Source organism: Stenotrophomonas sp. GD03958 (assembly GCF_029839005.1).
GTDB lineage: Bacteria > Pseudomonadota > Gammaproteobacteria > Xanthomonadales > Xanthomonadaceae > Stenotrophomonas > Stenotrophomonas hibiscicola.
This window is the reverse complement of sequence record NZ_JAOBZT010000055.1, coordinates 1-18,131: the sequence shown is the minus strand read 5'-3', so window position 1 is coordinate 18,131 and position 18,131 is coordinate 1. Positions and strand designations below refer to the sequence as shown.

The 18,131-nt window shown below is 66.0% G+C and carries 21 protein-coding genes, 4 tRNA genes, 1 pseudogene and 1 riboswitch; of the genes and pseudogenes, 17 read left to right on the top strand and 9 right to left on the bottom strand.

Annotation, left to right across the window (positions count from 1 at the left end; translation table 11 throughout):
• Nucleotide 1 precedes the first annotated feature (1 nt).
• Together N5C25_RS15125 and N5C25_RS15120 are read left to right on the top strand one after the other, a co-directional pair.
• A complete protein-coding gene (locus N5C25_RS15125; protein WP_279937216.1) occupies nt 2-730 on the top strand; it encodes an ABC transporter ATP-binding protein in 729 nt (242 codons plus the stop codon).
• Entirely contained in the window at nt 727-1,647 is a 921-nt protein-coding gene (locus N5C25_RS15120) for an HlyD family efflux transporter periplasmic adaptor subunit (protein WP_279937215.1), read from the top strand. Before N5C25_RS15125 ends, N5C25_RS15120 begins: the two co-directional genes overlap by 4 nt.
• 2 nt (nt 1,648-1,649) lie before the next feature.
• Here the strand turns inward: N5C25_RS15120 and N5C25_RS15115 are convergent, their stop codons facing one another.
• Nucleotides 1,650-2,078 (bottom strand): hypothetical protein, encoded by a 429-nt coding sequence (locus N5C25_RS15115; RefSeq protein WP_021202080.1) that lies wholly within the window; start codon nt 2,076-2,078, stop codon nt 1,650-1,652.
• Between the two features lie 133 nt (nt 2,079-2,211).
• Here N5C25_RS15115 and N5C25_RS15110 point away from each other — a divergent pair.
• The 5 genes from N5C25_RS15110 to N5C25_RS15090 all read left to right on the top strand — a co-directional run bounded on the left by N5C25_RS15110 (nt 2,212) and on the right by N5C25_RS15090 (nt 4,170).
• Nucleotides 2,212-2,287 (top strand) — tRNA-Gly (locus N5C25_RS15110).
• Nucleotides 2,288-2,429: 142 nt separating this feature from the next.
• Nucleotides 2,430-2,505 (top strand) — tRNA-Gly (locus N5C25_RS15105).
• A gap of 66 nt (nt 2,506-2,571) precedes the next feature.
• A tRNA-Cys gene (locus N5C25_RS15100) sits at nt 2,572-2,645 on the top strand.
• A gap of 122 nt (nt 2,646-2,767) precedes the next feature.
• Nucleotides 2,768-3,682: an ADP-ribosylglycohydrolase family protein gene (locus tag N5C25_RS15095; RefSeq protein ID WP_058980167.1), complete on the top strand. Its 915-nt coding sequence runs from the start codon at nt 2,768-2,770 to the stop codon at nt 3,680-3,682.
• A gap of 218 nt (nt 3,683-3,900) precedes the next feature.
• On the top strand, nt 3,901-4,170 hold the full coding sequence (locus tag N5C25_RS15090; protein WP_020723485.1) for a hypothetical protein: 270 nt from the start codon (nt 3,901-3,903) through the stop codon (nt 4,168-4,170).
• Nucleotides 4,171-4,192: 22 nt separating this feature from the next.
• Here the strand turns inward: N5C25_RS15090 and N5C25_RS15085 are convergent.
• Nucleotides 4,193-5,266 (bottom strand): annotated as a pseudogene (locus N5C25_RS15085) (hypothetical protein).
• A gap of 173 nt (nt 5,267-5,439) precedes the next feature.
• Between N5C25_RS15085 and N5C25_RS15080 the strand changes: the two are divergent.
• Nucleotides 5,440-6,273, top strand: a complete 834-nt coding sequence (locus N5C25_RS15080) for an AraC family transcriptional regulator (protein WP_058980165.1) — start codon at nt 5,440-5,442, stop codon at nt 6,271-6,273.
• A 4-nt stretch (nt 6,274-6,277) separates the two neighbouring features.
• On the opposite strand, the gene crcB is transcribed toward N5C25_RS15080, so the two are convergent.
• Together crcB and N5C25_RS15070 are read right to left on the bottom strand one after the other, a co-directional pair.
• Nucleotides 6,278-6,670 carry a fluoride efflux transporter CrcB gene (gene crcB, locus N5C25_RS15075; protein WP_021204393.1) on the bottom strand — a complete coding sequence of 131 codons (393 nt, stop codon included), beginning with the start codon at nt 6,668-6,670 and terminating at the stop codon, nt 6,278-6,280.
• Between the two features lie 82 nt (nt 6,671-6,752).
• Nucleotides 6,753-6,816, bottom strand: a riboswitch (Fluoride riboswitch).
• A 22-nt stretch (nt 6,817-6,838) separates the two neighbouring features.
• Nucleotides 6,839-7,240, bottom strand: a complete 402-nt coding sequence (locus N5C25_RS15070) for an XRE family transcriptional regulator (protein ID WP_019658973.1) — start codon at nt 7,238-7,240, stop codon at nt 6,839-6,841.
• A gap of 111 nt (nt 7,241-7,351) precedes the next feature.
• Between N5C25_RS15070 and N5C25_RS15065 the strand changes: the two genes are divergently transcribed.
• A complete protein-coding gene (locus N5C25_RS15065; protein WP_019658972.1) occupies nt 7,352-7,561 on the top strand; it encodes a hypothetical protein in 210 nt (69 codons plus the stop codon).
• A gap of 353 nt (nt 7,562-7,914) precedes the next feature.
• Nucleotides 7,915-8,151, top strand: a complete 237-nt coding sequence (locus tag N5C25_RS15060; protein ID WP_019658971.1) for a hypothetical protein — start codon at nt 7,915-7,917, stop codon at nt 8,149-8,151.
• Nucleotide 8,152: 1 nt separating this feature from the next.
• Here the strand turns inward: N5C25_RS15060 and N5C25_RS15055 are convergent, their stop codons facing one another.
• Nucleotides 8,153-9,202, bottom strand: coding sequence for a 4Fe-4S dicluster domain-containing protein (locus N5C25_RS15055; RefSeq protein WP_058980163.1), 1,050 nt, complete (start codon nt 9,200-9,202; stop codon nt 8,153-8,155).
• Nucleotides 9,199-9,486, bottom strand: coding sequence for a hypothetical protein (locus N5C25_RS15050; RefSeq protein ID WP_019658969.1), 288 nt, complete (start codon nt 9,484-9,486; stop codon nt 9,199-9,201). Before N5C25_RS15050 ends, N5C25_RS15055 begins: the two co-directional genes overlap by 4 nt.
• 179 nt (nt 9,487-9,665) lie before the next feature.
• Here N5C25_RS15050 and N5C25_RS15045 point away from each other — a divergent pair, with 179 nt between their 5' ends.
• Both N5C25_RS15045 and hemN read left to right on the top strand, forming a co-directional pair.
• Nucleotides 9,666-10,106 (top strand): group III truncated hemoglobin, encoded by a 441-nt coding sequence (locus tag N5C25_RS15045; RefSeq protein WP_058980161.1) that lies wholly within the window; start codon nt 9,666-9,668, stop codon nt 10,104-10,106.
• Between the two features lie 44 nt (nt 10,107-10,150).
• Nucleotides 10,151-11,560: an oxygen-independent coproporphyrinogen III oxidase gene (hemN, locus tag N5C25_RS15040; RefSeq protein ID WP_058980175.1), complete on the top strand. Its 1,410-nt coding sequence runs from the start codon at nt 10,151-10,153 to the stop codon at nt 11,558-11,560.
• 23 nt (nt 11,561-11,583) lie between these two features.
• On the opposite strand, the gene N5C25_RS15035 is transcribed toward hemN, so the two are convergent.
• A tRNA-Leu gene (locus N5C25_RS15035) sits at nt 11,584-11,670 on the bottom strand.
• A gap of 126 nt (nt 11,671-11,796) precedes the next feature.
• Here N5C25_RS15035 and N5C25_RS15030 point away from each other — a divergent pair.
• The 4 genes from N5C25_RS15030 (at nt 11,797) to N5C25_RS15015 (ending at nt 15,906) form a co-directional block, all read left to right on the top strand.
• Entirely contained in the window at nt 11,797-12,231 is a 435-nt protein-coding gene (locus tag N5C25_RS15030; protein ID WP_019658901.1) for a BLUF domain-containing protein, read from the top strand.
• 142 nt (nt 12,232-12,373) lie between these two features.
• Nucleotides 12,374-13,660 carry a nucleotide sugar dehydrogenase gene (locus N5C25_RS15025; RefSeq protein WP_019658900.1) on the top strand — a complete coding sequence of 429 codons (1,287 nt, stop codon included), beginning with the start codon at nt 12,374-12,376 and terminating at the stop codon, nt 13,658-13,660.
• 55 nt (nt 13,661-13,715) lie between these two features.
• On the top strand, nt 13,716-15,338 hold the full coding sequence (locus N5C25_RS15020) for an FMN-binding glutamate synthase family protein (protein WP_058980159.1): 1,623 nt from the start codon (nt 13,716-13,718) through the stop codon (nt 15,336-15,338).
• Nucleotides 15,339-15,444: 106 nt separating this feature from the next.
• Entirely contained in the window at nt 15,445-15,906 is a 462-nt protein-coding gene (locus tag N5C25_RS15015; RefSeq protein ID WP_251102248.1) for a GNAT family N-acetyltransferase, read from the top strand.
• A 91-nt stretch (nt 15,907-15,997) separates the two neighbouring features.
• On the opposite strand, the gene N5C25_RS15010 is transcribed toward N5C25_RS15015, so the two are convergent.
• Together N5C25_RS15010 and N5C25_RS15005 are read right to left on the bottom strand one after the other, a co-directional pair.
• On the bottom strand, nt 15,998-17,245 hold the full coding sequence (locus tag N5C25_RS15010) for a TIGR03862 family flavoprotein (RefSeq protein ID WP_279937214.1): 1,248 nt from the start codon (nt 17,243-17,245) through the stop codon (nt 15,998-16,000).
• On the bottom strand, nt 17,232-17,666 hold the full coding sequence (locus N5C25_RS15005) for an FKBP-type peptidyl-prolyl cis-trans isomerase (RefSeq protein ID WP_251102247.1): 435 nt from the start codon (nt 17,664-17,666) through the stop codon (nt 17,232-17,234). Before N5C25_RS15005 ends, N5C25_RS15010 begins: the two co-directional genes overlap by 14 nt.
• Before the next feature lie 70 nt (nt 17,667-17,736).
• Here N5C25_RS15005 and N5C25_RS15000 point away from each other — a divergent pair, with 70 nt between their 5' ends.
• The gene (locus tag N5C25_RS15000) at nt 17,737-18,102 is read left to right on the top strand and encodes a DUF6164 family protein (protein WP_021204401.1); all 366 of its coding nucleotides are present in this window, start codon (nt 17,737-17,739) and stop codon (nt 18,100-18,102) included.
• Nucleotides 18,103-18,131: the final 29 nt, after the last annotated feature.

The window sequence follows — 18,131 nt, the reverse complement described above, 5'->3', positions numbered from 1 at the left end:
GATGACCTCCAAACATGCCGTCGCCCCCACGTTACAGGCAGACGCACTGGAAAAAGGCTTCATGTCCGGCGATGTACAGGTGCCGGTGCTGCGCGGCCTGTCGCTGGACATCTATCCGGGCGAGTTGACCCTGGTCTCGGGCCCTTCGGGGTGCGGCAAGAGCACGCTGCTGTCGCTGCTGTCCGGCCTGTCCGCGCCGGATGGCGGTCGCGTGCACGCGCTGGGTCAGGACGTGGGCCACATGACCCGCGGCGAGGTGGAGCGCTTCCGCCTGCACCATGTCGGCTTCGTGTTCCAGGGCTTCAACCTGTTCCCGGCACTGACTGCGCTGGAGCAGGTGCAGCTTCCGCTGGGCTACCGCGGCATGCGCGATCGCGAAAGCGAACCATTGGCCCGCAGGGCGCTGGAAGAGGTTGGCCTCAGCCACCGCAGCCACATGCGCCCGGCGCAGCTGTCCGGCGGCGAGAAGCAGCGCGTGGCGGTGGCCCGTGCCTTCGCCAAGTCGCCAACGCTGATCTTCGCAGACGAACCCACCAGCGCGCTGGACGCCGAGAACGGTCAGCGCGTGATCGACATCCTGCATCGCTATGCGCGGGCGCATGGCGCCACCGTGCTGTGCGTGAGCCACGATCCGCGCCTGATCCGGCATGCCGATCGGGTGATCGCCATGGAAGACGGCATGGTCCGTGATGACCGCCGCCAGAACGAAACCGTAGAGTCCGCCCCATGACCAAGACGTCGCATCTGCTTCCCCTCAGCCTGGCCCTGTCCGCGGCACTGCTGCTCGGCGCCTGTTCCAGGGAAGCGCCCACCGTCGCATCGGCACCCTCAGGCAAGGCGGGTAGTGCCGCCGCCGGCAAGGTCGCCGTGGCACGGGGCATCATTGACGTCGAAGGTGGCTTGATCGCATTGGCACTGCCGGTGGATGGCTCGATCACTGCAGCGCCGGTGAAGGAAGGCGCCACGGTGAAGAAGGGGCAGCTGCTGCTGTCGCTGGATGGTGCCCTGCTGCAGCAGGAGGTGGCGATGGCCAGCGCCGATCTGGCCCTGGCCAATGACCGCCTGAAGGGCAGCCAGGCGCAGCTGCGCGAACTGGAGCGCAACGCCACCCGTCTGTCCACGGGCGCCAGCGAAGGTGTGTCCTCGAACCAGCAGGCCGATGCGGCCAAACAGCAGCTGGCTGCTGTGCGTGCCGATGTCGACGTGGCCGGTGCGCAGGTCGACATGGCGCAGCACAAGCTGGAGCACGCGAAGCTGAAACTGCAGCAGATGTCGTTGAGCGCGCCGGAAGCCGGCACCGTGGTCGGCCAGGTGCCGGGCGTCGGTGCCTTCGTGCAGGCGGGCAACCCGGCGATCTCGTTGCTGCCGGCGCGCCCGCTGCAGGTGCGCGCCGAACTGAGCGCCGCCTACGCCGATGCGGTGCAGGTAGGCATGAAAGCGGCGGTGGTACCGGACAGTGATGGTGCCGAGAACACCGGCACGCTGCCGACCGCACGCGTGGTACGCATCAGCCCGGTGTTCGCGCAGGCACGCCTGCCTGAAGATGCAGGGCGTGGCGTGGCCAAGGTGGTGGAGTGTGTGCTGGAGTTCGATGGCGAGGCCAAGGCGCGCTTCGGCCAGCACGTGCGGGTGGAGTTCCGGAAGTAGGCCTAGCGTGGTGGCGGACGCCTGAACGCCCGCCACGCGCTCACCGCCGACACCCCGCACAGCGCCAGCAGCAATCCCACGTCCAGCAGCAGCAACCACAGCAGGTGCATGCCTTGTACCGGCGGCTGGTGCATCGCCGACAGCATCCACGGTACCGACCACACCAGCAGCAGGGCAAAGGCGATCAGCAGGCGCAGCCACAGGCGTTTCAGTTTCCAAGGCCGCACGATCAACGCGGCCACCACCAGCTCAACCGTTCCCAGCAGCGCGAACAGGATGACGGTGCTGGTCGGGTAGGGCAGCTCAGCGCCTTCCAGTCGGTGCAGCAGCCAGTAGTCCGGGGTGAAACCGGCATTGACCAGCGCGGCGATCAGCGCCAGCCAGGTCAGCGCGACCAGCAACCAGAACAGGCGGACGTAGCGTCTCGGCATCGGCGGTGTCCGTGCTTGGGCGGGGCAGCGTAACCCACTGCGGACGCCCGTGACCGCATGATGTGAAGACTGTTGACGGCGTGAAGGAATTTGGACACAATGGCGCTCCTTCGACGCAGGTCGAACGGAATCTGCGGGAATAGCTCAGTTGGTAGAGCGCAACCTTGCCAAGGTTGAGGTCGCGAGTTCGAGTCTCGTTTCCCGCTCCAGATTCTACAGGGCCCCGGTAGGGGCCTTGTTTTTCTCCCGCCACGGCAAGGCGGGGCACGTTGGGCCACAAGGCTTTACGCGCAGTCAGAAAGGTGAAATCGCTGGTGTGTTTTCCGGGTTTCCGGTAGCATGTCGGCTTACGCGGGAATAGCTCAGTTGGTAGAGCGCAACCTTGCCAAGGTTGAGGTCGCGAGTTCGAGTCTCGTTTCCCGCTCCATGTTCCGACTGGCCCCATCTTGGGGTTTTGTCTTGTCAGGGCTACGTTCCTGGCGTGAAGTACGTTGGCCTCATGGCAGAGTGGCTATGCACCGGATTGCAAATCCGTTTACAGCGGTTCGATTCCGCTTGAGGCCTCCAATTGAAAAGCCCTGACTCCGGTCAGGGCTTTTTTGTTTGGCTGCGATCGATTCCCCGCTCGCGCGATCGCCACCCGACCTGGCGGTCAGTCATGGCGGATGCGGTGGCGCTACACTCGCGTGATGAACCAGATTGATCACTTCCGCGGGGCTTTGCTCGGCCTCGCGTGCGGCGATGCCGTCGGTACCACGCTGGAATTCAAGCCCCGTGGCAGCTTCACCCCGATTACCGACATGGTGGGTGGTGGGCCGTTCCACCTGCAGCCGGGGCAATGGACTGACGATACCTCCATGGCGATGTGCCTGGCCGAGAGCCTGGCGCGCTGCGACACCTTCGACCCGCGCGATCAGATGAACCGCTACGCCAACTGGTACCGGCACGGTTACTGGAGTGCGACCGGCGAGTGCTTCGATATCGGTATGGCAACGCGAGCTGCGATCGACCGGTTCCTGCAGGACGGCCATCCGCTGGCGGGGAGTGACGACCCACGCAGCGCTGGCAATGGCTCGATCATGCGTTTGGCGCCGGTAGCATTGCGCTACGCCGGGACTCCCGATCTGCAGGCCATAGCCGAGCTGAGTTCGCGAACGACGCACGCTGCGCAGGAGTGCCTGGAGGCGTGCCGCTTGCTGGCGGTCGCGCTGGAGCGGGCGTTGGCGGGGAGCACCCGCGACGGAGTGCTGGATCTCAGCGATGTTCCCGTCAAGAGCGCGCGGCTGCAGCAGATCGCGGCGGGCGGCTACCGCGGTGCCGCGCGTGAGCAGATCCGTGGCAATGGTTATGTTGTTGACAGTCTGGAAGCAGCACTCTGGTGCTTTGATCGCCACGACACCTTTGAAGCCGTCGTACTCGAGGCGGCCAATCTTGGCGAGGACGCCGACACCACGGCCGCCATCGCCGGGCAGCTGGCGGGGGCATTCCAGGGTGCGCGCGGAATCCCCGGGCGGTGGTTGCAGCGGCTGGCCCTGCGTGCCGAAATCCAGGCGCTGGCCGATGCGCTGCACGCCTTGAACCAGGGCAGCGACCGCGCTGCGTGAGTCGGGTTCCCTGCCTGTGAACTGCGCCGGCAGGATGCTCCCTGCCGCCGCCATTTCCGACGCCGCGCTGCTTCACCTGCAGCCGTTCGCCACGTCCCGATCGCCAGTCTCAGCCGGCCACGACATGGAAAGGCGCTATGGTCGAGTTCCACGTCTCAGGGAGCCGCAATGGCGAGCACGGACATCACGCGTCGTTCCAGCCACGGAGCGAAACGGAAATGAGCAAAGTCACGGCAGATGTGCGCTGGTTGACCTTTCGCTTGAAGAACGGGCAATCCATCGGGCCGGACCGGTTGAAGGATGGCTGGATCATCGCTTCGGAAACCGCCCGCTGCGGGGTGCGCCGTGAGCATATCGAGGGGTCGGGCCTGGTCTACGCCCTCTATGCGCCGGCCAATCTGGCTTCGCCGCGTCGCGCGGAAATGCGCATGCGCGAATTCCTGATGAGCTCGGGCTACACCTTCACGATGGGCACGCTGGGCGGCTGAGCTGCGCGCGGGCCGCGATTGTTCAACGCTGTGCGGCCTTCAACGCCTCGATGATCTGCGCTCCGGAGAAGCCACAATGGCCTTCGCCAACGGGCGGCAGCACCTGTGGCAGCGGACGGGCGCCGGCCCGTGCGGCCGTCTGCAGATACACCGTCTGCATGCGCGGCACGATCGTCGGGTCGTTGTTGTTGAACTGGATCACCAGCGGTCGCCTCAACGCACCGCTCAATGCCAGCTCCCTGCGGACAGCGGCCTGCGCGGCAGGCACGGCATCGACACGTCGTACGCCGGCATTGAACGCCATGTCGTCACCGAAGCCGCTGTAAGCCACACCTCTGTTGCCCACCGGCATGCCGCCACTGCGCGTGGCCAGTTCGTGCAGGACCAGTGCATGCAGGCTGATCGTGCCGGCCAGTGCATCAGCGGACACCTGCAGCCGCTGTGCCAGCAACGCGGCATGTGACGGGCTGCGTTGCAGCGCATTGGAGATGCCTTGGTACAGTTCGCCCTGTGGCAGCGCAGCCGCTTCGGGTGAGAGCACTCCCGCACCCGGCAGGCCTTCGGCCTTGGCAAAGAAGTAATCGAAAGCGACCAGCGTGGTCAGCAGATCACTCGCGATCTGTTCGCCACTGAGATTGGCGCCGCATAGCGACACACCACCGGCGTAGTGTTGCGGGAACCGCTCGAGGCTGGCGAGGGTCACGGCGCCGCCCATCGAAAATCCCAGCATCCAGATATGGCGCACATGCTTGAGTTCGGCCACTGCATGCCGGCGCAGGCGTTCCATGTCGGTGATCGCATCGGCCACCGCCCAGCCCTGGCTGGCATAGGCGCTCTGCGCGACGGCGTAGCCTGCAGAGAGCAGTGGCGCGGTGCCGTCATTGGCGGCCATCGGCGTAGTACGTGGCACGCCTACCGGCTAGCCGTGCGCCAGCATCACCAGGTCACCGTTCCAGTCTGCCGGAACGTCCAGGCGCCACGGGGCCCTCTGCAGCTCGCCACTGAACGTGCGCGGTGATGCAGCGGGTGCGGCCATCACCGGTGTCGCCGGGAATAGCAGGGCGAGGGTGAGGGCACATCGTAGCAAGCGACACATCACGAGCATTCCATCCGGAAATGGCGTCAGCTTAGACCCCGCCAGCAGCCTGCGCGCGCTGCACTGCCGCAGGAAGGGCGGGGGGCGCTCCCCGAGTCGATCACGTCCGCTACGGGAGGATTCCGATACGATGTGTCGCCTTGATCTCTTTCTACTTTACCCAGGGTCCCGTCATGGTCGACCGTCTCGCCATTCTGCTTGAACGCTTTGCGGTCACTGCCTCGGTGTTCCATGCCGGTGCGCTGTGCGGTATCAACATGCTGGAGGGGGAGAATGAGGCCGGGCAGCTGCACCTGGTGCGGCGCGGCCCGTTGCAGGTCAGCCACGGCCGGCAGACCGTGCAGGTCGAGGTCCCCAGCCTGCTGCTGTACCCGCGACCGATGCCGCATCGCTTCAGCACTGATCCGCAGCACGGCGCCGACATGGCCTGCGCCAACCTGCATTTCGAGGGCGGTCGGCTCAACCCGATCAGCGTCGCGTTGCCCGATTTCATCTGCATGCCGCTGGCGGATCTCAATGGCGGCAACGCAGCGCTGGAACTGCTGTTCGAGGAGGCCTTCGAGCAGCGCTGCGGGCGTGCGGTGATGGTCAACCGGTTGTTCGAGGTAGTGATGATCCAGGTGCTGCGCCAGCTGATGGAAGGGGGCGGGATGCGTGGTGGCCTGTTTGCCGGGCTGGGTCATCCACGGCTGCGGCTGGCACTGGTAGCAATGCATGAGGCGCCCGCTCAGTCCTGGACCCTGGAAGACCTGGCCGAGGTTGCCGGCATGTCACGCAGCGTGTTTGCTGCCAGTTTCCGCGAGGCGATGGGTACCACGCCCGGGCAGTACCTGCAGGGTTGGCGGGTGGGCCTGGCGCAGCAGGCACTGCGTCAGGGGCGCCCGCTGAAACGGATTGCCGACGACGTGGGTTATGGCAGCGAAGCCGCGCTGTCGCGCGCGTTCAAGGCGCATACCGGGCTGTCGCCGCGGGAATGGCGCGGGCAGACCCGGGCCAGCGCGGCCTGAGCGCTCAGCCCAGCAGCAGCCGGGCCAGCTTCATGCCGCCGAATAGGCCGGCCAGGCCCAGTGCCACCGAGCCGCCGGCATACAGGGCCGCCAGCCCATGTTGGCCGCGCTGCAGCAGCAAGCCGATCTCCAGTGCATAGGTGGAAAACGTGGTGTAGCCGCCGAGGATGCCGGTGGCCAGCAACAATCGCAGCTGTGGCGAGGCGCCATTGCGCATCGCGAAGACCTCGACCACGACGCCCATCAGGAGCGCGCCGCTGATGTTGATCAGGAAGGTCGACCAGGGCCAGGGACTGCCGGCCACTACCCGCGCGCCGAGCAGATTGCAGGCGTGGCGCAGGCAGGCACCGATGCCGCCTCCGATGAAGACCAGGAAATAGCCGTTCAGTGCGTGCATGGGGTGCCTCGAATACGGGTTCGCAGGGTCAATGGCGAACGCTGAGGGCAGGCACGACCCGCCGTCGACGAACACCGGATTCGTCATGGCAGGAGCCATCAGCCTTCTCAGGCGGTTATCGGGGGAGCCCCATCCCCATTGAGGCCCATGCTACCAGCGGCGGTGCATTTACGTCATCGAGGTCGTCAGAACCCGGGCAACCTTGCTGCGGCTGAAGCCGTCCATCAGCAGTTCAAACGCGAGCAGATCCAAGGCCGCGTGGCGCCGGTGGTCGATCTCCAGACCGTTCTCGGCCACCAGATGGCTGACCAGCTCGTAGGCGTCCTGCCAGACATCCAGGTGGGCCTGGCTGGGGATGTAGGCATTGCCAGGCTCACCGACGCCAAGCCCGCTGACCCCGTACAGCAGCTCGCGTGCGTCCAGCTTGGCCGCATCGGCGATGCGGAACAGCTGTTCGGCCTTTACGTGCGAGGCGCTCACGTGGTCGTTGAGCCAGTTGCTGATGGTTGCTGTCGTTGATTTGGCGGCGCGTGCCAGATCGGCCGGGCGTGGGTGCCCGGCTTTCTTCATGGCTGCCGCGAGTCGTTGGCCGAGAGTATTCATCTATGCAAGCCAGCTTAACGCGTGGATTGCGAAGAAGCCTTGCCGCAAGAATCAGTCTGGTTAACAGAAGGACCGACCGTGACCGAATTCTGGAGCAAGCGGCAGGTACGAACCCGGCTGGGATTCCGCACCGACGCGGAACTGGCGCGCTTCTTTGGCATCAGCCGTTCCGCAGTGTCGCAATGGCCGAGGGACTTTCCCATTCCTCCATTGCGGCAGTACATCCTCCATCAGCGCTACCCGAACCTTTTTCCGACAACTGAAGCGCGGGCAGACGAATCCATCTGATTTGCGCCGCCTTTTGTCGCATCCAGCCTGCTTAACCCGATGCGCTAAGTACACTTAGCAAAATAGGCAAGTTCAATCGATCCCAAGCTGATAATCAGTGCCGCCTACTGCGGACGTCGTGCTGTGCTTCCGGACGCCTGTCGGCTTCGCCCCATCCGGCACCCCCAGGGCCCCGTATGTAGTTTCGTGAACGATTAATAATTTCAATCACGAAAGTCGCTGCATGTAATTGACCTGTCGTGAAATCTGTGACTAATTGGAGTCAACCAGTCGTGAAGCCTGGGAGTCTTTCAGTAGCACGCAAGTGAGTCGGTAGACCGTCAACGATGCAGAACAAGTCCAACGGAGGTCGTATGGAATACGGCATGAATGGCTTGGCTGAACGGGTACGCCGCGAACTGGAAGCCAGTTATCACAAACACGGATGCGGTCCGGCGTTCTGGGATACCTACCAGCAGGTGCTGGATCGCCTGGTCCCACAGGGGACCGAGCGTACCGAAGTCACCAACGAGATGGCGCTGATCATCGAACAGTTGGGCATCGTCCGGCGCGCCCAGCTTGTGCCGCCGCACGCCAACGCGTCGCGTTGATTCACAGCAGGCGCCAGGCGCCGCAGGCAAGCAGCGCGAGCAACAAGGACAGCAGGGCCAACGTCCGGGGGCGCCACAGGCGCTTCGGTTGTCCGGCCATCGCCTGCGGACTGCAGTAGCGCACCAGCCCAGGACCGAAACCGGCCCGGAGCTGTTGTTGTGCGCAGGCCTCCAGGCAGGCGCCACAGGCCAGGCAATCGGCCTGCGGTCCCTGGCGGATGTCCAGTTGCATCGGGCAGGCACGGACGCAGGCTGCGCAATCGGTGCAGTCACCCAGGCGGTCGGCGCTGAAGGTCGGCATCGGTCCTGCCAGCAGCGGATGCGCAGCGCGGAATACGTAGTCCTGCGCAGTGGTCGGGTCGAGCAGGCCGCGGCCACGGCCCAGCACCCCGCCGAGACCGGACGGGCGTGGCCCGCGCGGCTCACCGCGGCGGGCGTCGTACAGCATGCGCGGCGTATGCGGATCGGTCAGCAGCGGCTGCATGCGTGCGAACGGGCACAGCGAACGGCACACCTGCTCACGCAGGAACCCGGCGTTTCCCCAGGTGGCGGCGGCGTAGAACAGCACCCAGAACGTTTCCCAGCCGCTCCAGCCAGCGCTTGGCGCGGCGGCCAGCAATCCGCTGATCGGGCTGAACAGGCCGACGAAGGTGATGCCGGTCCACACTGACAGCAGGCCCCAGGCCAGCTGGGTGGCTGGGCCTGCCGCAGGTGCGGGCAGTACCCGCGCCGCGCTGCGGGCGATCCAGTCGAAGGCACGGCGCCACAGCGTCTGCGGGCAGGCGTGGCCGCACCAGACGCGGCCGGCGAGGTGGGTCAGCAGCGCGAGGCTTACTACCAGTACCGCCAGCAGGCCGATCAGCGCGCCGACGTCGCCGGGCCACAAGGTCCAGCCAAACAGGTCGAATCGCCGCGCGCTGATGTCCAGCAGCAGCGCCTGGCGTCCTTCCCAGCGCAGCCACGGCAGTGCGTAGAACACCACCAGCAGGGCAGCGCTGAGCGTGCCGCGCCAATGCCAGGGACGGGGTACCCGGGTGCAGGACGTGCTCATCCCAGCGGCAGCTCCTCGTCGTCATCGCCCGGCAGGGGCCGCTGCAGGTACCAGGTGACCGCGCTGGACAGTGCAGTGACCGACCAGAACATGAAGAATCCTGCCGTATAGCCCAGTTCGCGGCTGATGGCCGTGCCCGGGAAACTGATGGCCTGCAGGCGCAATGGATCGACGAAGGCGAAGAACACCACGCTGGCAACGCCGGCGGCGATGAAGCTGGGCCAGAGGATCGCGCCCCAGTGCTGGATCAGCCGCTGGCGGCGGTTGGGAAAAGGTCTGTTCATGCTGTCCCCGATCGAAAAGTGGGCGGCGCGTATACTTCGCCAGGATCGGCGCCGTATCCGCAGGGCATGCTTCCTGCAAGCGTGCCAGCCTAGGCGCAGCGGATTGCGCCGACATTGATCTGGATCAACGGCGCTGCCGCCTGGGTGCGGCAGCCTGCCTGCAAGCTTTGGATGCCCCGATGAACGCAACACAGCCGCCTGTCCTCCCCGTCGCCTCGCCCGGGTTGTGCACCGAGCAGGAAGTGACCCGACTGGTCCACGATTTCTATGCCCGCGTGCGAGTGGAAGAGCGGCTGGGACCGGTGTTCGAGGCGCACGTGCACGACTGGCCCGGGCACCTGGCGCAACTGGTCGATTTCTGGTCGGCGATGCTGCGTGGCACTCGCCGCTTCAAGGGCTCGCCGATGTCCAAGCACATGGCCATCGAGCTGGACAAGGACCTGTTTGATCGCTGGCTGGTGCTGTTCCGGGTCACCACTGCCGAGTGCGGCAACCCGCCGATGCAGGAACTGGCCAACGACGTGGCTGCGCGGATCGGTGACACCTTCTGGAAGCGCTACCAGATGCTGCGCTGGCCGCAGGTCGGCCTGCCGGTACTGGGGATCGCCGGCAAGCATTGATCTGGGTCAAGGCGGCACAGGCCGCCTGGCGCGATGCTGGGGGCATGGACACGTTCTCTCCCGCTGCCGGTGGCCTGGCCTGGACCTTCGACCCCGACCTTCTGCGCCGGCACGACCGGCCGGGCCCGCGCTACACCTCGTATCCGACCGCGCCGCATTTCCATGATGGCTTCGACGCGCCGGCGCTGCGCCAGGCGATCGCCGACAGCAACCAGCTGGCCCGCGCGCTGTCGCTGTACGTGCATGTGCCGTTCTGTTCCAGCCCCTGCTTCTACTGTGGCTGCAACCGGGTGATCACCCGCGACCGCGGACGTGGCCACAGCTATGTGTCGCGCGTGCTGGCCGAGGCCGACCTGCTGGCGCCGCAGTTCGAGGACGGCCGTGAGGTCATCCAGCTGCATCTGGGCGGTGGCACGCCGAATTTCCTCGAGGCCGAGGCGATGACCACGCTGGTGGAAGGGCTGCGCCGGCGCTTCGATTTCAGCGATTCACCGCAGCGCGATTTCTCGATCGAACTCGATCCACGCTTCATCGACACCCGCGACGTCGCCATGCTGGCGCGCCTGGGATTCAACCGGGCCAGCCTGGGCGTGCAGGATTTCGACCCGCAGGTGCAGGAATCGATCAACCGCATCCAGGGCGTGCAGCAGACACTGGACATCCTGAGCGCCTGCCGCGACAGCGGCATGCGTTCGGTCAACGTCGACCTGATCTACGGCTTGCCGGGGCAGAGCCTGGAGGGGTTCGGCCGCACCCTCGATAGGGTGCTGGCGCTGCGTCCGGACCGCCTGGCGGTGTACGGATACGCGCATCTGCCGCACCTGTTCCGTGCGCAGAAGCAGATCGACGAAAGCCGCTTGCCTTCGCCGGAGGACAAACTGGCGCTGCTGGGTCTGGCGGTGGAGACGCTCTCTGCGGCCGGCTACCAGTACATCGGCATGGATCACTTCGCATTGCCGGAAGAAGATCTGTCGCGCGCACAACGCGCCGGGCAGCTGCATCGCAATTTCATGGGCTATACCACCCACGCCGATACCGATCTGCTCGGCCTGGGCGTGAGTGCGATCAGCCACATAGGTGCCACCTACAGCCAGAATCCGCGCGACCTGCCGTCATGGGAGGATGCCGTGGACCAGGGGCAGCTGCCGGTGTGGCGCGGCGTGGCGCTGAGCGCTGACGACCAGCTGCGTGCGGAACTGATCCAGCAGTTGATGTGCCAGGGCGAGGTCGATGGCGTGCAGCTGGGTCAGCGCCACGGCGTGGATTTCGAGCAGTACTTCGCCGAGGACCTGCATTCGGTACAGCGGCTGCAGGAAGACGGGCTGGCCGAATACCGCGATGGCGTAGTGCGTTCCAGCGAACCGGGGCGACCGCTGCTGCGGTTGCTGGCGATGTGCTTCGATCCGTACCTGCGTGCCACTCACGAGCAACCGCGTTACTCGCGTGCGATCTGAGTGTGGGTTGCGCGGCGTGCGTATGGTGCCCGGAGCCGGAATCGAACCGGCATGACCTTGCGGTCGGCGGATTTTAAGTCCGATGCGTCTACCAGTTTCGCCATCCGGGCCAGCAGCGCGGCGCCGATTGTAGCCCACCTGCCTCGGCCTGTTTGCATCACGGCGGTCGCGTGCTTAACTGCCGATCGTATTCATGTCATAGTCCCTGCCATCGTTCCCAGGGGGGGAGCCATCTGATGTCGCTGCACGCGATTGCCTATGCCAGCGAGGCCCGCGCCGATCTGCAGACAACCGATCTTGACCGCCTGCTGGCCGATGCCACGGCATTCAATCGTGTAGCTGGAGTCACCGGCGTCCTGATGTTCGATGGCAGCCGTTTCCTGCAGTATCTCGAAGGCCCGCAGGACGGTATCGATTCGGTGTTCCAGCGCATCCTCAACGCGCGCAGCCATGGGCAGCTGCACGTACTGTGCCGCGCTCCGGTGGTGCAGCGGGCATTTCCGCGCTGGTCGATGGGTACGCGGCGCATCGAGCCAGAACCACTGGCGCAGATCGTCGACGCCGCTTGGCCCGGCTTCCTGCTTGGCAGCGGTGGATTTGAACGCCTGCTGCAGGCCTGGACCGGTGCCGACGGTGAGCTGGAACCGGCGGCGGTGGCGTTGGGGTCCTGAGCCCGCCTTGGCGGCAGGGCGCCGGGGCCGGTAGGCTGTAGCCTTTCTGGCGCAGGTTTTCCGGAGTGGTGCAGCAGATGAGTGTGTTGGCCGAGGCCATGGCAGCGTATGTGCGATTGCATCGATTGCATGGGATGTGCCGATGAGTGTGCCGGTTGCGGCGGCCAGTGACCCTCGGTTTGCGGTGGTCGGCCTGGGATATGTCGGCCTGCCGTTGGCGGTGGCGTTTGGCCGGCAGTGGCCGACGTTGGGCTTCGATATCGACGCCGGTCGCATCGCCGAGCTGCGCAGCGGCCAGGACCACACACTGGAAATGGAAGCCGACGAGCTGGCCAGTGCGCACCTGTTGCAGTACGGCAGCGATCCGGCACTGCTTGATGCCTGCAATGTCTACATCGTCACCGTGCCGACCCCGATCGATGCCTACGAACAGCCCGATCTGGAGCCGTTGCGTTCGGCCACGCGCCTGATTGCCAGCCATCTCCGCGCCGGAGATCTGGTGATCTACGAGTCCACGGTCTACCCCGGAACCACCGAGGAAGTGTGCGTACCGCTGCTGGAACAAGGGTCCGGCCTGCGCTTCAACGAAGACTTCTACTGCGGCTACAGCCCCGAACGGGTCAGCCCCGGTGACCGCCAGCGGCGCCTTGCCGACATCCGCAAGATCACCTCCGGATCGACCCCGGAGGTCGCTGCGGTGATTGATGGTCTGTACCAGCGCATCATTGCCGCCGGTACGTTCCCGGCCCCTTCGATGCGCGTGGCTGAAGCGGCCAAGGTGGTCGAGAACATCCAGCGTGACGTCAACATCGCGCTGGTCAACGAGCTGGCCCTGATCTTCGACCGGCTCGGCATCGACACCCAGGACGTGCTGGATGCCGCCGGCAGCAAGTGGAACTTCCTGCCGTTCCGCCCGGGCCTGGTCGGTGGTCACTGCATCGGCGTCGATCCGTACTACCTGCTGCACAAGTCCGAGAGCGTGGGTTACCACCCGGACCTGATCCACACCGCGCGACAGGTCAATAACCGCGTCGGCGAGCACGTAGCGGCTCGGGTGCTGGCGATGCTGGCCGAGCGTGGCCGTGCGCCGGCGGATGCACGCATCCTGGTCCTGGGCGTGACCTTCAAGGAGGATTGCCCGGACCTGCGCAACAGTCGCGCGTTGGAACTGGCACAGCGCTTGCGCGATGCCGGTGCGAGGGTCGAGGTAAGCGACCCGTGGGTCGGCCCGGCGGCATTGACCGGCGAGGGCCTGGACTGGCTGGCCGAGCCCGGGGCAGGGCGCTATGACGCGGTGGTGCTGGCGGTGGCCCACGCCCGTTTCAAGGCGATGGATGAATCCGCAATCCGGGCGCTGCTGGCGCCCGGTGGCCTGGTCTACGACGTGAAATCGGCCTGGCCGCGCAACGTGGTTGACGATCGTTTGTAAGCCCCGGCTGCGAACGGCGCGGTAGACTCGGGGGCAGTTGCAACCGAGGAACGCCATGCACCGGTATATCGTCTACCTGCTCGCCATCCTGATGTTCCCGATATGCCTGTGGCTGGCCACGATCTGGCCAGCCTGGTACTGGGGCGTCGGCCTGACTGCCGCGATGGTGGCGCTGGGGACCTGGGACCTGCTGCAGAAACGCAGCACGTTGCGCCGCAATTATCCGGTGATGGCGCACTTCCGTTACGGGCTGGAGTCGATCGGCCCGGAGATCCGCCAGTACTTCGTGCAGAGTGACCTGGAGGACGTGCCGTTCTCGCGCCAGCAACGCGCACTGATCTACCAGCGCGCCAAGAACGAGATGGACACGGTACCGTTCGGCACCCTGCGCAGCACTTATGCGGTGGACTACGAGTGGATCAACCATTCGCTGGCACCGACGACGATTGCCAAGCATGACTTCCGCGTCCTGATCGGCCCGAACTGCGCCAAGCCTTATTCGGCCAGCGTGTTCAACATCTCGGCGATGAGCTTTGGCTCGCTGTCAGCCAATGCGATCCGCGCACTGAACGAAGGCGCGCGCCGCGGTGGCTTCTACCACGACACCGGCGAAGGATCGATTTCGCCCTACCACCGCGAAATGGGCGGCGACCTGGTGTGGGAGATCGGCTCGGGGTACTTCGGTTGCCGTGACGAGAAAGGTGGTTTCAGCGAGGAGCGCTTCGTTGCCAATGCCACCCATGACCAGGTCAGGATGATCGAGATCAAGCTGTCGCAGGGGGCCAAGCCGGGCCACGGCGGTGTGCTGCCGGCACCGAAAGTGACCGCCGAGATCTCGGTGACCCGTGGCGTGCCGATGGGCGTGGACTGCGTGTCGCCGTCGCGTCACTCGGCGTTCTCGACACCGGTCGAGCTGCTGCAGTTCGTCGCCCGCCTGCGCGAGCTGTCCGGTGGCAAGCCGGTCGGTTTCAAGCTGGCGATCGGCCACCCGTGGGAGTGGTTCGGCATTGCCAAGGCGATGCAGGAAACCGGGTTGCTGCCGGATTTCATCGTGGTGGACGGTGCCGAAGGGGGCACCGGCGCGGCACCGGCCGAGTTCGTCGACCATGTCGGCGTGCCGATGCACGAAGCGCTGCTGCTGGTGCACAATACTCTGGTCGGCCTCGATCTGCGCGAGCGCATCCGCATCGGTGCAGCCGGCAAGATCACCAGTGCGTTCGACATCGCGCGCACCATCGCGCTGGGTGCCGACTGGTGCAATGCCGGCCGCGGCTTCATGTTCGCGCTGGGCTGCATCCAGTCGTTGAGTTGCCATACCGACAAGTGCCCCACCGGCATCGCGACCCAGGACCCGGCGCGCTGGAAGCATCTGGATGCACCGGACAAGGCCACCCGTGTGTACAGCTACCACGAGCACACGCTGCATGCCTTGAAGGAACTGCTGTGTGCCGCGGGCCTCAATGATCCGGCCGAGCTGGGGCCGGAACACATCCTGCGCCGTGTCTCGCCGGTGGAGATCCGTTCGCTGGCCTCGTTGTACCGCTACCTGGAGCCAGGCGAACTGCTGCACAAGGTGCCCGACCATGCGGTGTTCCATGCGTTCTGGGCCGATGCGCGCAGCGACTCGTTCCAGCCACCGCCGAAGATCCAGGCGCTGCGCGCCAGCAAGTCGCGATAACGTGTTGCTGTAGAGCCGAGCCCATGCTCGGCTGATCTTCGTTCCAACATCGCGATGCGTGATCGAGAAGCAGCCGAGCATGGGCTCGGCTCTACAGGGAGATGTCATGCGGTTCAGGACCGGCACCATCGACGATGTCGCCATGCTGTGGGCACTGCGCACGCGTTGCGTTCGCGAGACGTGCAGCAGCCACTACCCGGCGGAGGTGATCGATCCTTGGTCTGCCTCACCGCCACCGTCGCAGTATGCGCGGCTGTTGTCGCAGGGCGGATGCGTAGTGGCCGAGGACGGGCAGGGTGGCCTGCTCGGCTTCGGCGTCTTTGATGCCGATGCCAATGAAGTCGATGCGTTGTTCGTCAATCCGGATCATGGCGGCCAGGGCATTGGCCAGGCGTTGATGCAGCGCCTGCTGGCGATGGCCGATCGTGAACGTGAGGTGGTGCTGTCGGCCTCGCTCAACGCCGTGCCGTTCTATCAACGCCAGGGGTTCGTCAGCGTGCGCGAAGAGGCCTACCCGCATCCCAGCGGCGTGGCGCTGGCTTCGGTGAGCATGCGCCGGCCGTGGTAAGTGACCTTTCCCGGCGTTGGATTCAAGCCGAGCATGGGCTCGGCTCTACAGGTAACGCCGTCGAGCATGGCTCGACGCTACAAGGCAGGCGTCACCGCCCGGCCAGCCACCCGATTACGCCTTCCGCAGCACGCAGGCCACTGGCGTAGCACGCGGTCAACAGGTAGCCACCTGTCGGCGCTTCCCAGTCCAGCATCTCGCCGGCGCAGAACACGCCGGGCACTGCCCGCAGCATCAGGCCATCATCCAGCGCATCCAGGCGCACGCCGCCGGCGGTGCTGATCACCTCGGCCATCGGCCGGGGACGCAGCAGGCGCAGCGGCAGGCGCTTGAGCGTAGCCGCCACGGCAGGCAGGTCGCTGCCCGCTTCCTTACCCAGAATCTCGAACAACAGTGCGGCTTTCACTGCATCCAGACCGGCTTGGCGGCGCAGGTGCTCGCCGAAGCTGCGGCCCTTGCGTGGGCGTGACAGATCGGCAAGCAGGCGCGCCTCGTCGCGGCCCGGTACCAGATCCAGCCACAGCATCGCGTGGCCCTCGCGGTTGATGGTCTCGCGCAGGTCCGCCGCCATCGCATAGATCAGGCTGCCTTCGATGCCGTACTCGCTGGCCACGCATTCGCCCTGCAGCGACCGTGGCTGTCCGGCCAGGTCGATCCAGTGCGCGACCACCGGCTTCAACGGCGCGCCGGCATTGCGTTGGGCGAAGAATGGGGTCCAACCCACGTCGAAACCGCAGTTGGCCGACTGCAGTGGTGCGATGTCCACGCCACGGGCCTGCAGTGGCGCGACCCAGGCGCCGTCACTGCCCAGCTGCGGCCAGCTGCCGCCGCCCATGGCCAGCAGGGTGGCATCGGCATGTACTTCAACGGCGCCATCTTCGGTTTCAAATCGCAGCGCGCCATCCTCACCCCAGCCGATCCAGCGGTGGTTGGCATGCAGGCGCACACCCTGTTCCTTCAGCCGGCGCACCCAGCCACGCAGCAGCGGCGCAGCCTTCCGGTCGACCGGGAACACGCGGCCGGAGCTGCCCACATAGGTCTCCACGCCCAGGCCGGCGGCCCAGTCGCGCAGCGCCTGCGCATCGAAGTCGTCCAGCCAGCGGCCCACGGCCGTGGACTGCTCGCGGTAGCGGCTGTCGAACAGCGGACGCGGATCGGAATGGGTGAGGTTGAGCCCGCCCTTGCCGGCGATCAGGAACTTGCGGCCGGGCGACCCCTTGGCCTCGTACAGGTCGACGTCCAGCCCGGCGGCGCGCAGGCGCTCGGCGGCGAACAGGCCGGCCGGGCCACCGCCGATGACGGCGACGCGGTGGGGCATGGCGGCATCACGGTTCGACATCGAGCAGCTCGACGTCGAACACCAGCGACGATCCGGCCGGAATCGGGCCGACCTTGCGGTCGCCGTAACCGTAGTCCGGCGGGATCATCAGCGTGCGCTTGCCGCCAACCTTCATGCCGGCCACGCCTTCATCCCAGCCGCGGATGACCTGGCCGGCGCCAAGCGCGAAGGTGAACGGTTGGCCGTGCTTGAAGGAGCTGTCGAAGGTCTTGCCGTGCTTGGTTTCGGTGCGGTTGTCGTAGATCCAACCGGTGTAGTGCACGGTGACCTTGCTGCCGGGAACGGCTTCAGCACCGGTACCTGGCACGGTGTCAATCCGCTCGAAGGCGGTCAGGGTGCCGCCGGGCGGCGGGCCGGACGGTTCGGTCGAGCAGCCAGCGGCGGCGAGGGACAGCAGCAGGGGAAGCAGCAGGCGGCGCATCGGGCGTCTCCGGTAGGGCGCAGGTCGAGGGCGGCAAGGGTAGCGCATCGGCGCCGGGTATCATGGGGACATGGCAAAACTCCTGCTCAATCTGCGCAATGTCGGTGACGACGAATACGCCGATGTCTGCACGCTGCTCGACCAGCACGGCATCGCCTGGTACCGCACCGAACCCAGCCCCTGGGGCATTTCCAACGGAGGCCTGTGGCTGCGCGAGGACGCCGATCATCCACGTGCGAAGGCGCTGATGGCGGAGTACCAGGCCGAACGCGGGCCGCGCATCCGTGCCGAGCGTGAGCAGGCATTGCGTGATGGCACGGCGGAGACCTTCGGCAGCCTGTTCCGGCGGCGGCCGCTGTTCGTAATGCTGGTGCTGCTGGGGATGGCCGCTGCCGCTGCGCTGGTGCTGCTGCCGTTCGTGCTGTTGCGGGGGTAAGGGGTTTCGGCCGGGTTGCACCCGGCACC

Excerpts from the sequence above, each read along its gene's own strand:
- N5C25_RS15125 (WP_279937216.1), top strand. The coding sequence starts at position 2 with ATGACCTCCAAACATGCCGTCGCCCCCACGTTACAGGCAGACGCACTG.
- N5C25_RS15120 (WP_279937215.1), top strand. The coding sequence starts at position 727 with ATGACCAAGACGTCGCATCTGCTTCCCCTCAGCCTGGCCCTGTCCGCG.
- N5C25_RS15115 (WP_021202080.1), bottom strand. The coding sequence starts at position 2,078 with ATGCCGAGACGCTACGTCCGCCTGTTCTGGTTGCTGGTCGCGCTGACC.
- N5C25_RS15095 (WP_058980167.1), top strand. The coding sequence starts at position 2,768 with ATGAACCAGATTGATCACTTCCGCGGGGCTTTGCTCGGCCTCGCGTGC.
- N5C25_RS15090 (WP_020723485.1), top strand. The coding sequence starts at position 3,901 with ATGAGCAAAGTCACGGCAGATGTGCGCTGGTTGACCTTTCGCTTGAAG.
- N5C25_RS15080 (WP_058980165.1), top strand. The coding sequence starts at position 5,440 with ATGGTCGACCGTCTCGCCATTCTGCTTGAACGCTTTGCGGTCACTGCC.
- crcB (WP_021204393.1), bottom strand. The coding sequence starts at position 6,670 with ATGCACGCACTGAACGGCTATTTCCTGGTCTTCATCGGAGGCGGCATC.
- N5C25_RS15070 (WP_019658973.1), bottom strand. The coding sequence starts at position 7,240 with ATGAAGAAAGCCGGGCACCCACGCCCGGCCGATCTGGCACGCGCCGCC.
- N5C25_RS15060 (WP_019658971.1), top strand. The coding sequence starts at position 7,915 with ATGGAATACGGCATGAATGGCTTGGCTGAACGGGTACGCCGCGAACTG.
- N5C25_RS15055 (WP_058980163.1), bottom strand. The coding sequence starts at position 9,202 with ATGAGCACGTCCTGCACCCGGGTACCCCGTCCCTGGCATTGGCGCGGC.
- N5C25_RS15050 (WP_019658969.1), bottom strand. The coding sequence starts at position 9,486 with ATGAACAGACCTTTTCCCAACCGCCGCCAGCGGCTGATCCAGCACTGG.
- N5C25_RS15045 (WP_058980161.1), top strand. The coding sequence starts at position 9,666 with ATGAACGCAACACAGCCGCCTGTCCTCCCCGTCGCCTCGCCCGGGTTG.
- hemN (WP_058980175.1), top strand. The coding sequence starts at position 10,151 with ATGGACACGTTCTCTCCCGCTGCCGGTGGCCTGGCCTGGACCTTCGAC.
- N5C25_RS15030 (WP_019658901.1), top strand. The coding sequence starts at position 11,797 with ATGTCGCTGCACGCGATTGCCTATGCCAGCGAGGCCCGCGCCGATCTG.
- N5C25_RS15025 (WP_019658900.1), top strand. The coding sequence starts at position 12,374 with ATGAGTGTGCCGGTTGCGGCGGCCAGTGACCCTCGGTTTGCGGTGGTC.
- N5C25_RS15020 (WP_058980159.1), top strand. The coding sequence starts at position 13,716 with ATGCACCGGTATATCGTCTACCTGCTCGCCATCCTGATGTTCCCGATA.
- N5C25_RS15015 (WP_251102248.1), top strand. The coding sequence starts at position 15,445 with ATGCGGTTCAGGACCGGCACCATCGACGATGTCGCCATGCTGTGGGCA.
- N5C25_RS15010 (WP_279937214.1), bottom strand. The coding sequence starts at position 17,245 with ATGTCGAACCGTGATGCCGCCATGCCCCACCGCGTCGCCGTCATCGGC.
- N5C25_RS15005 (WP_251102247.1), bottom strand. The coding sequence starts at position 17,666 with ATGCGCCGCCTGCTGCTTCCCCTGCTGCTGTCCCTCGCCGCCGCTGGC.
- N5C25_RS15000 (WP_021204401.1), top strand. The coding sequence starts at position 17,737 with ATGGCAAAACTCCTGCTCAATCTGCGCAATGTCGGTGACGACGAATAC.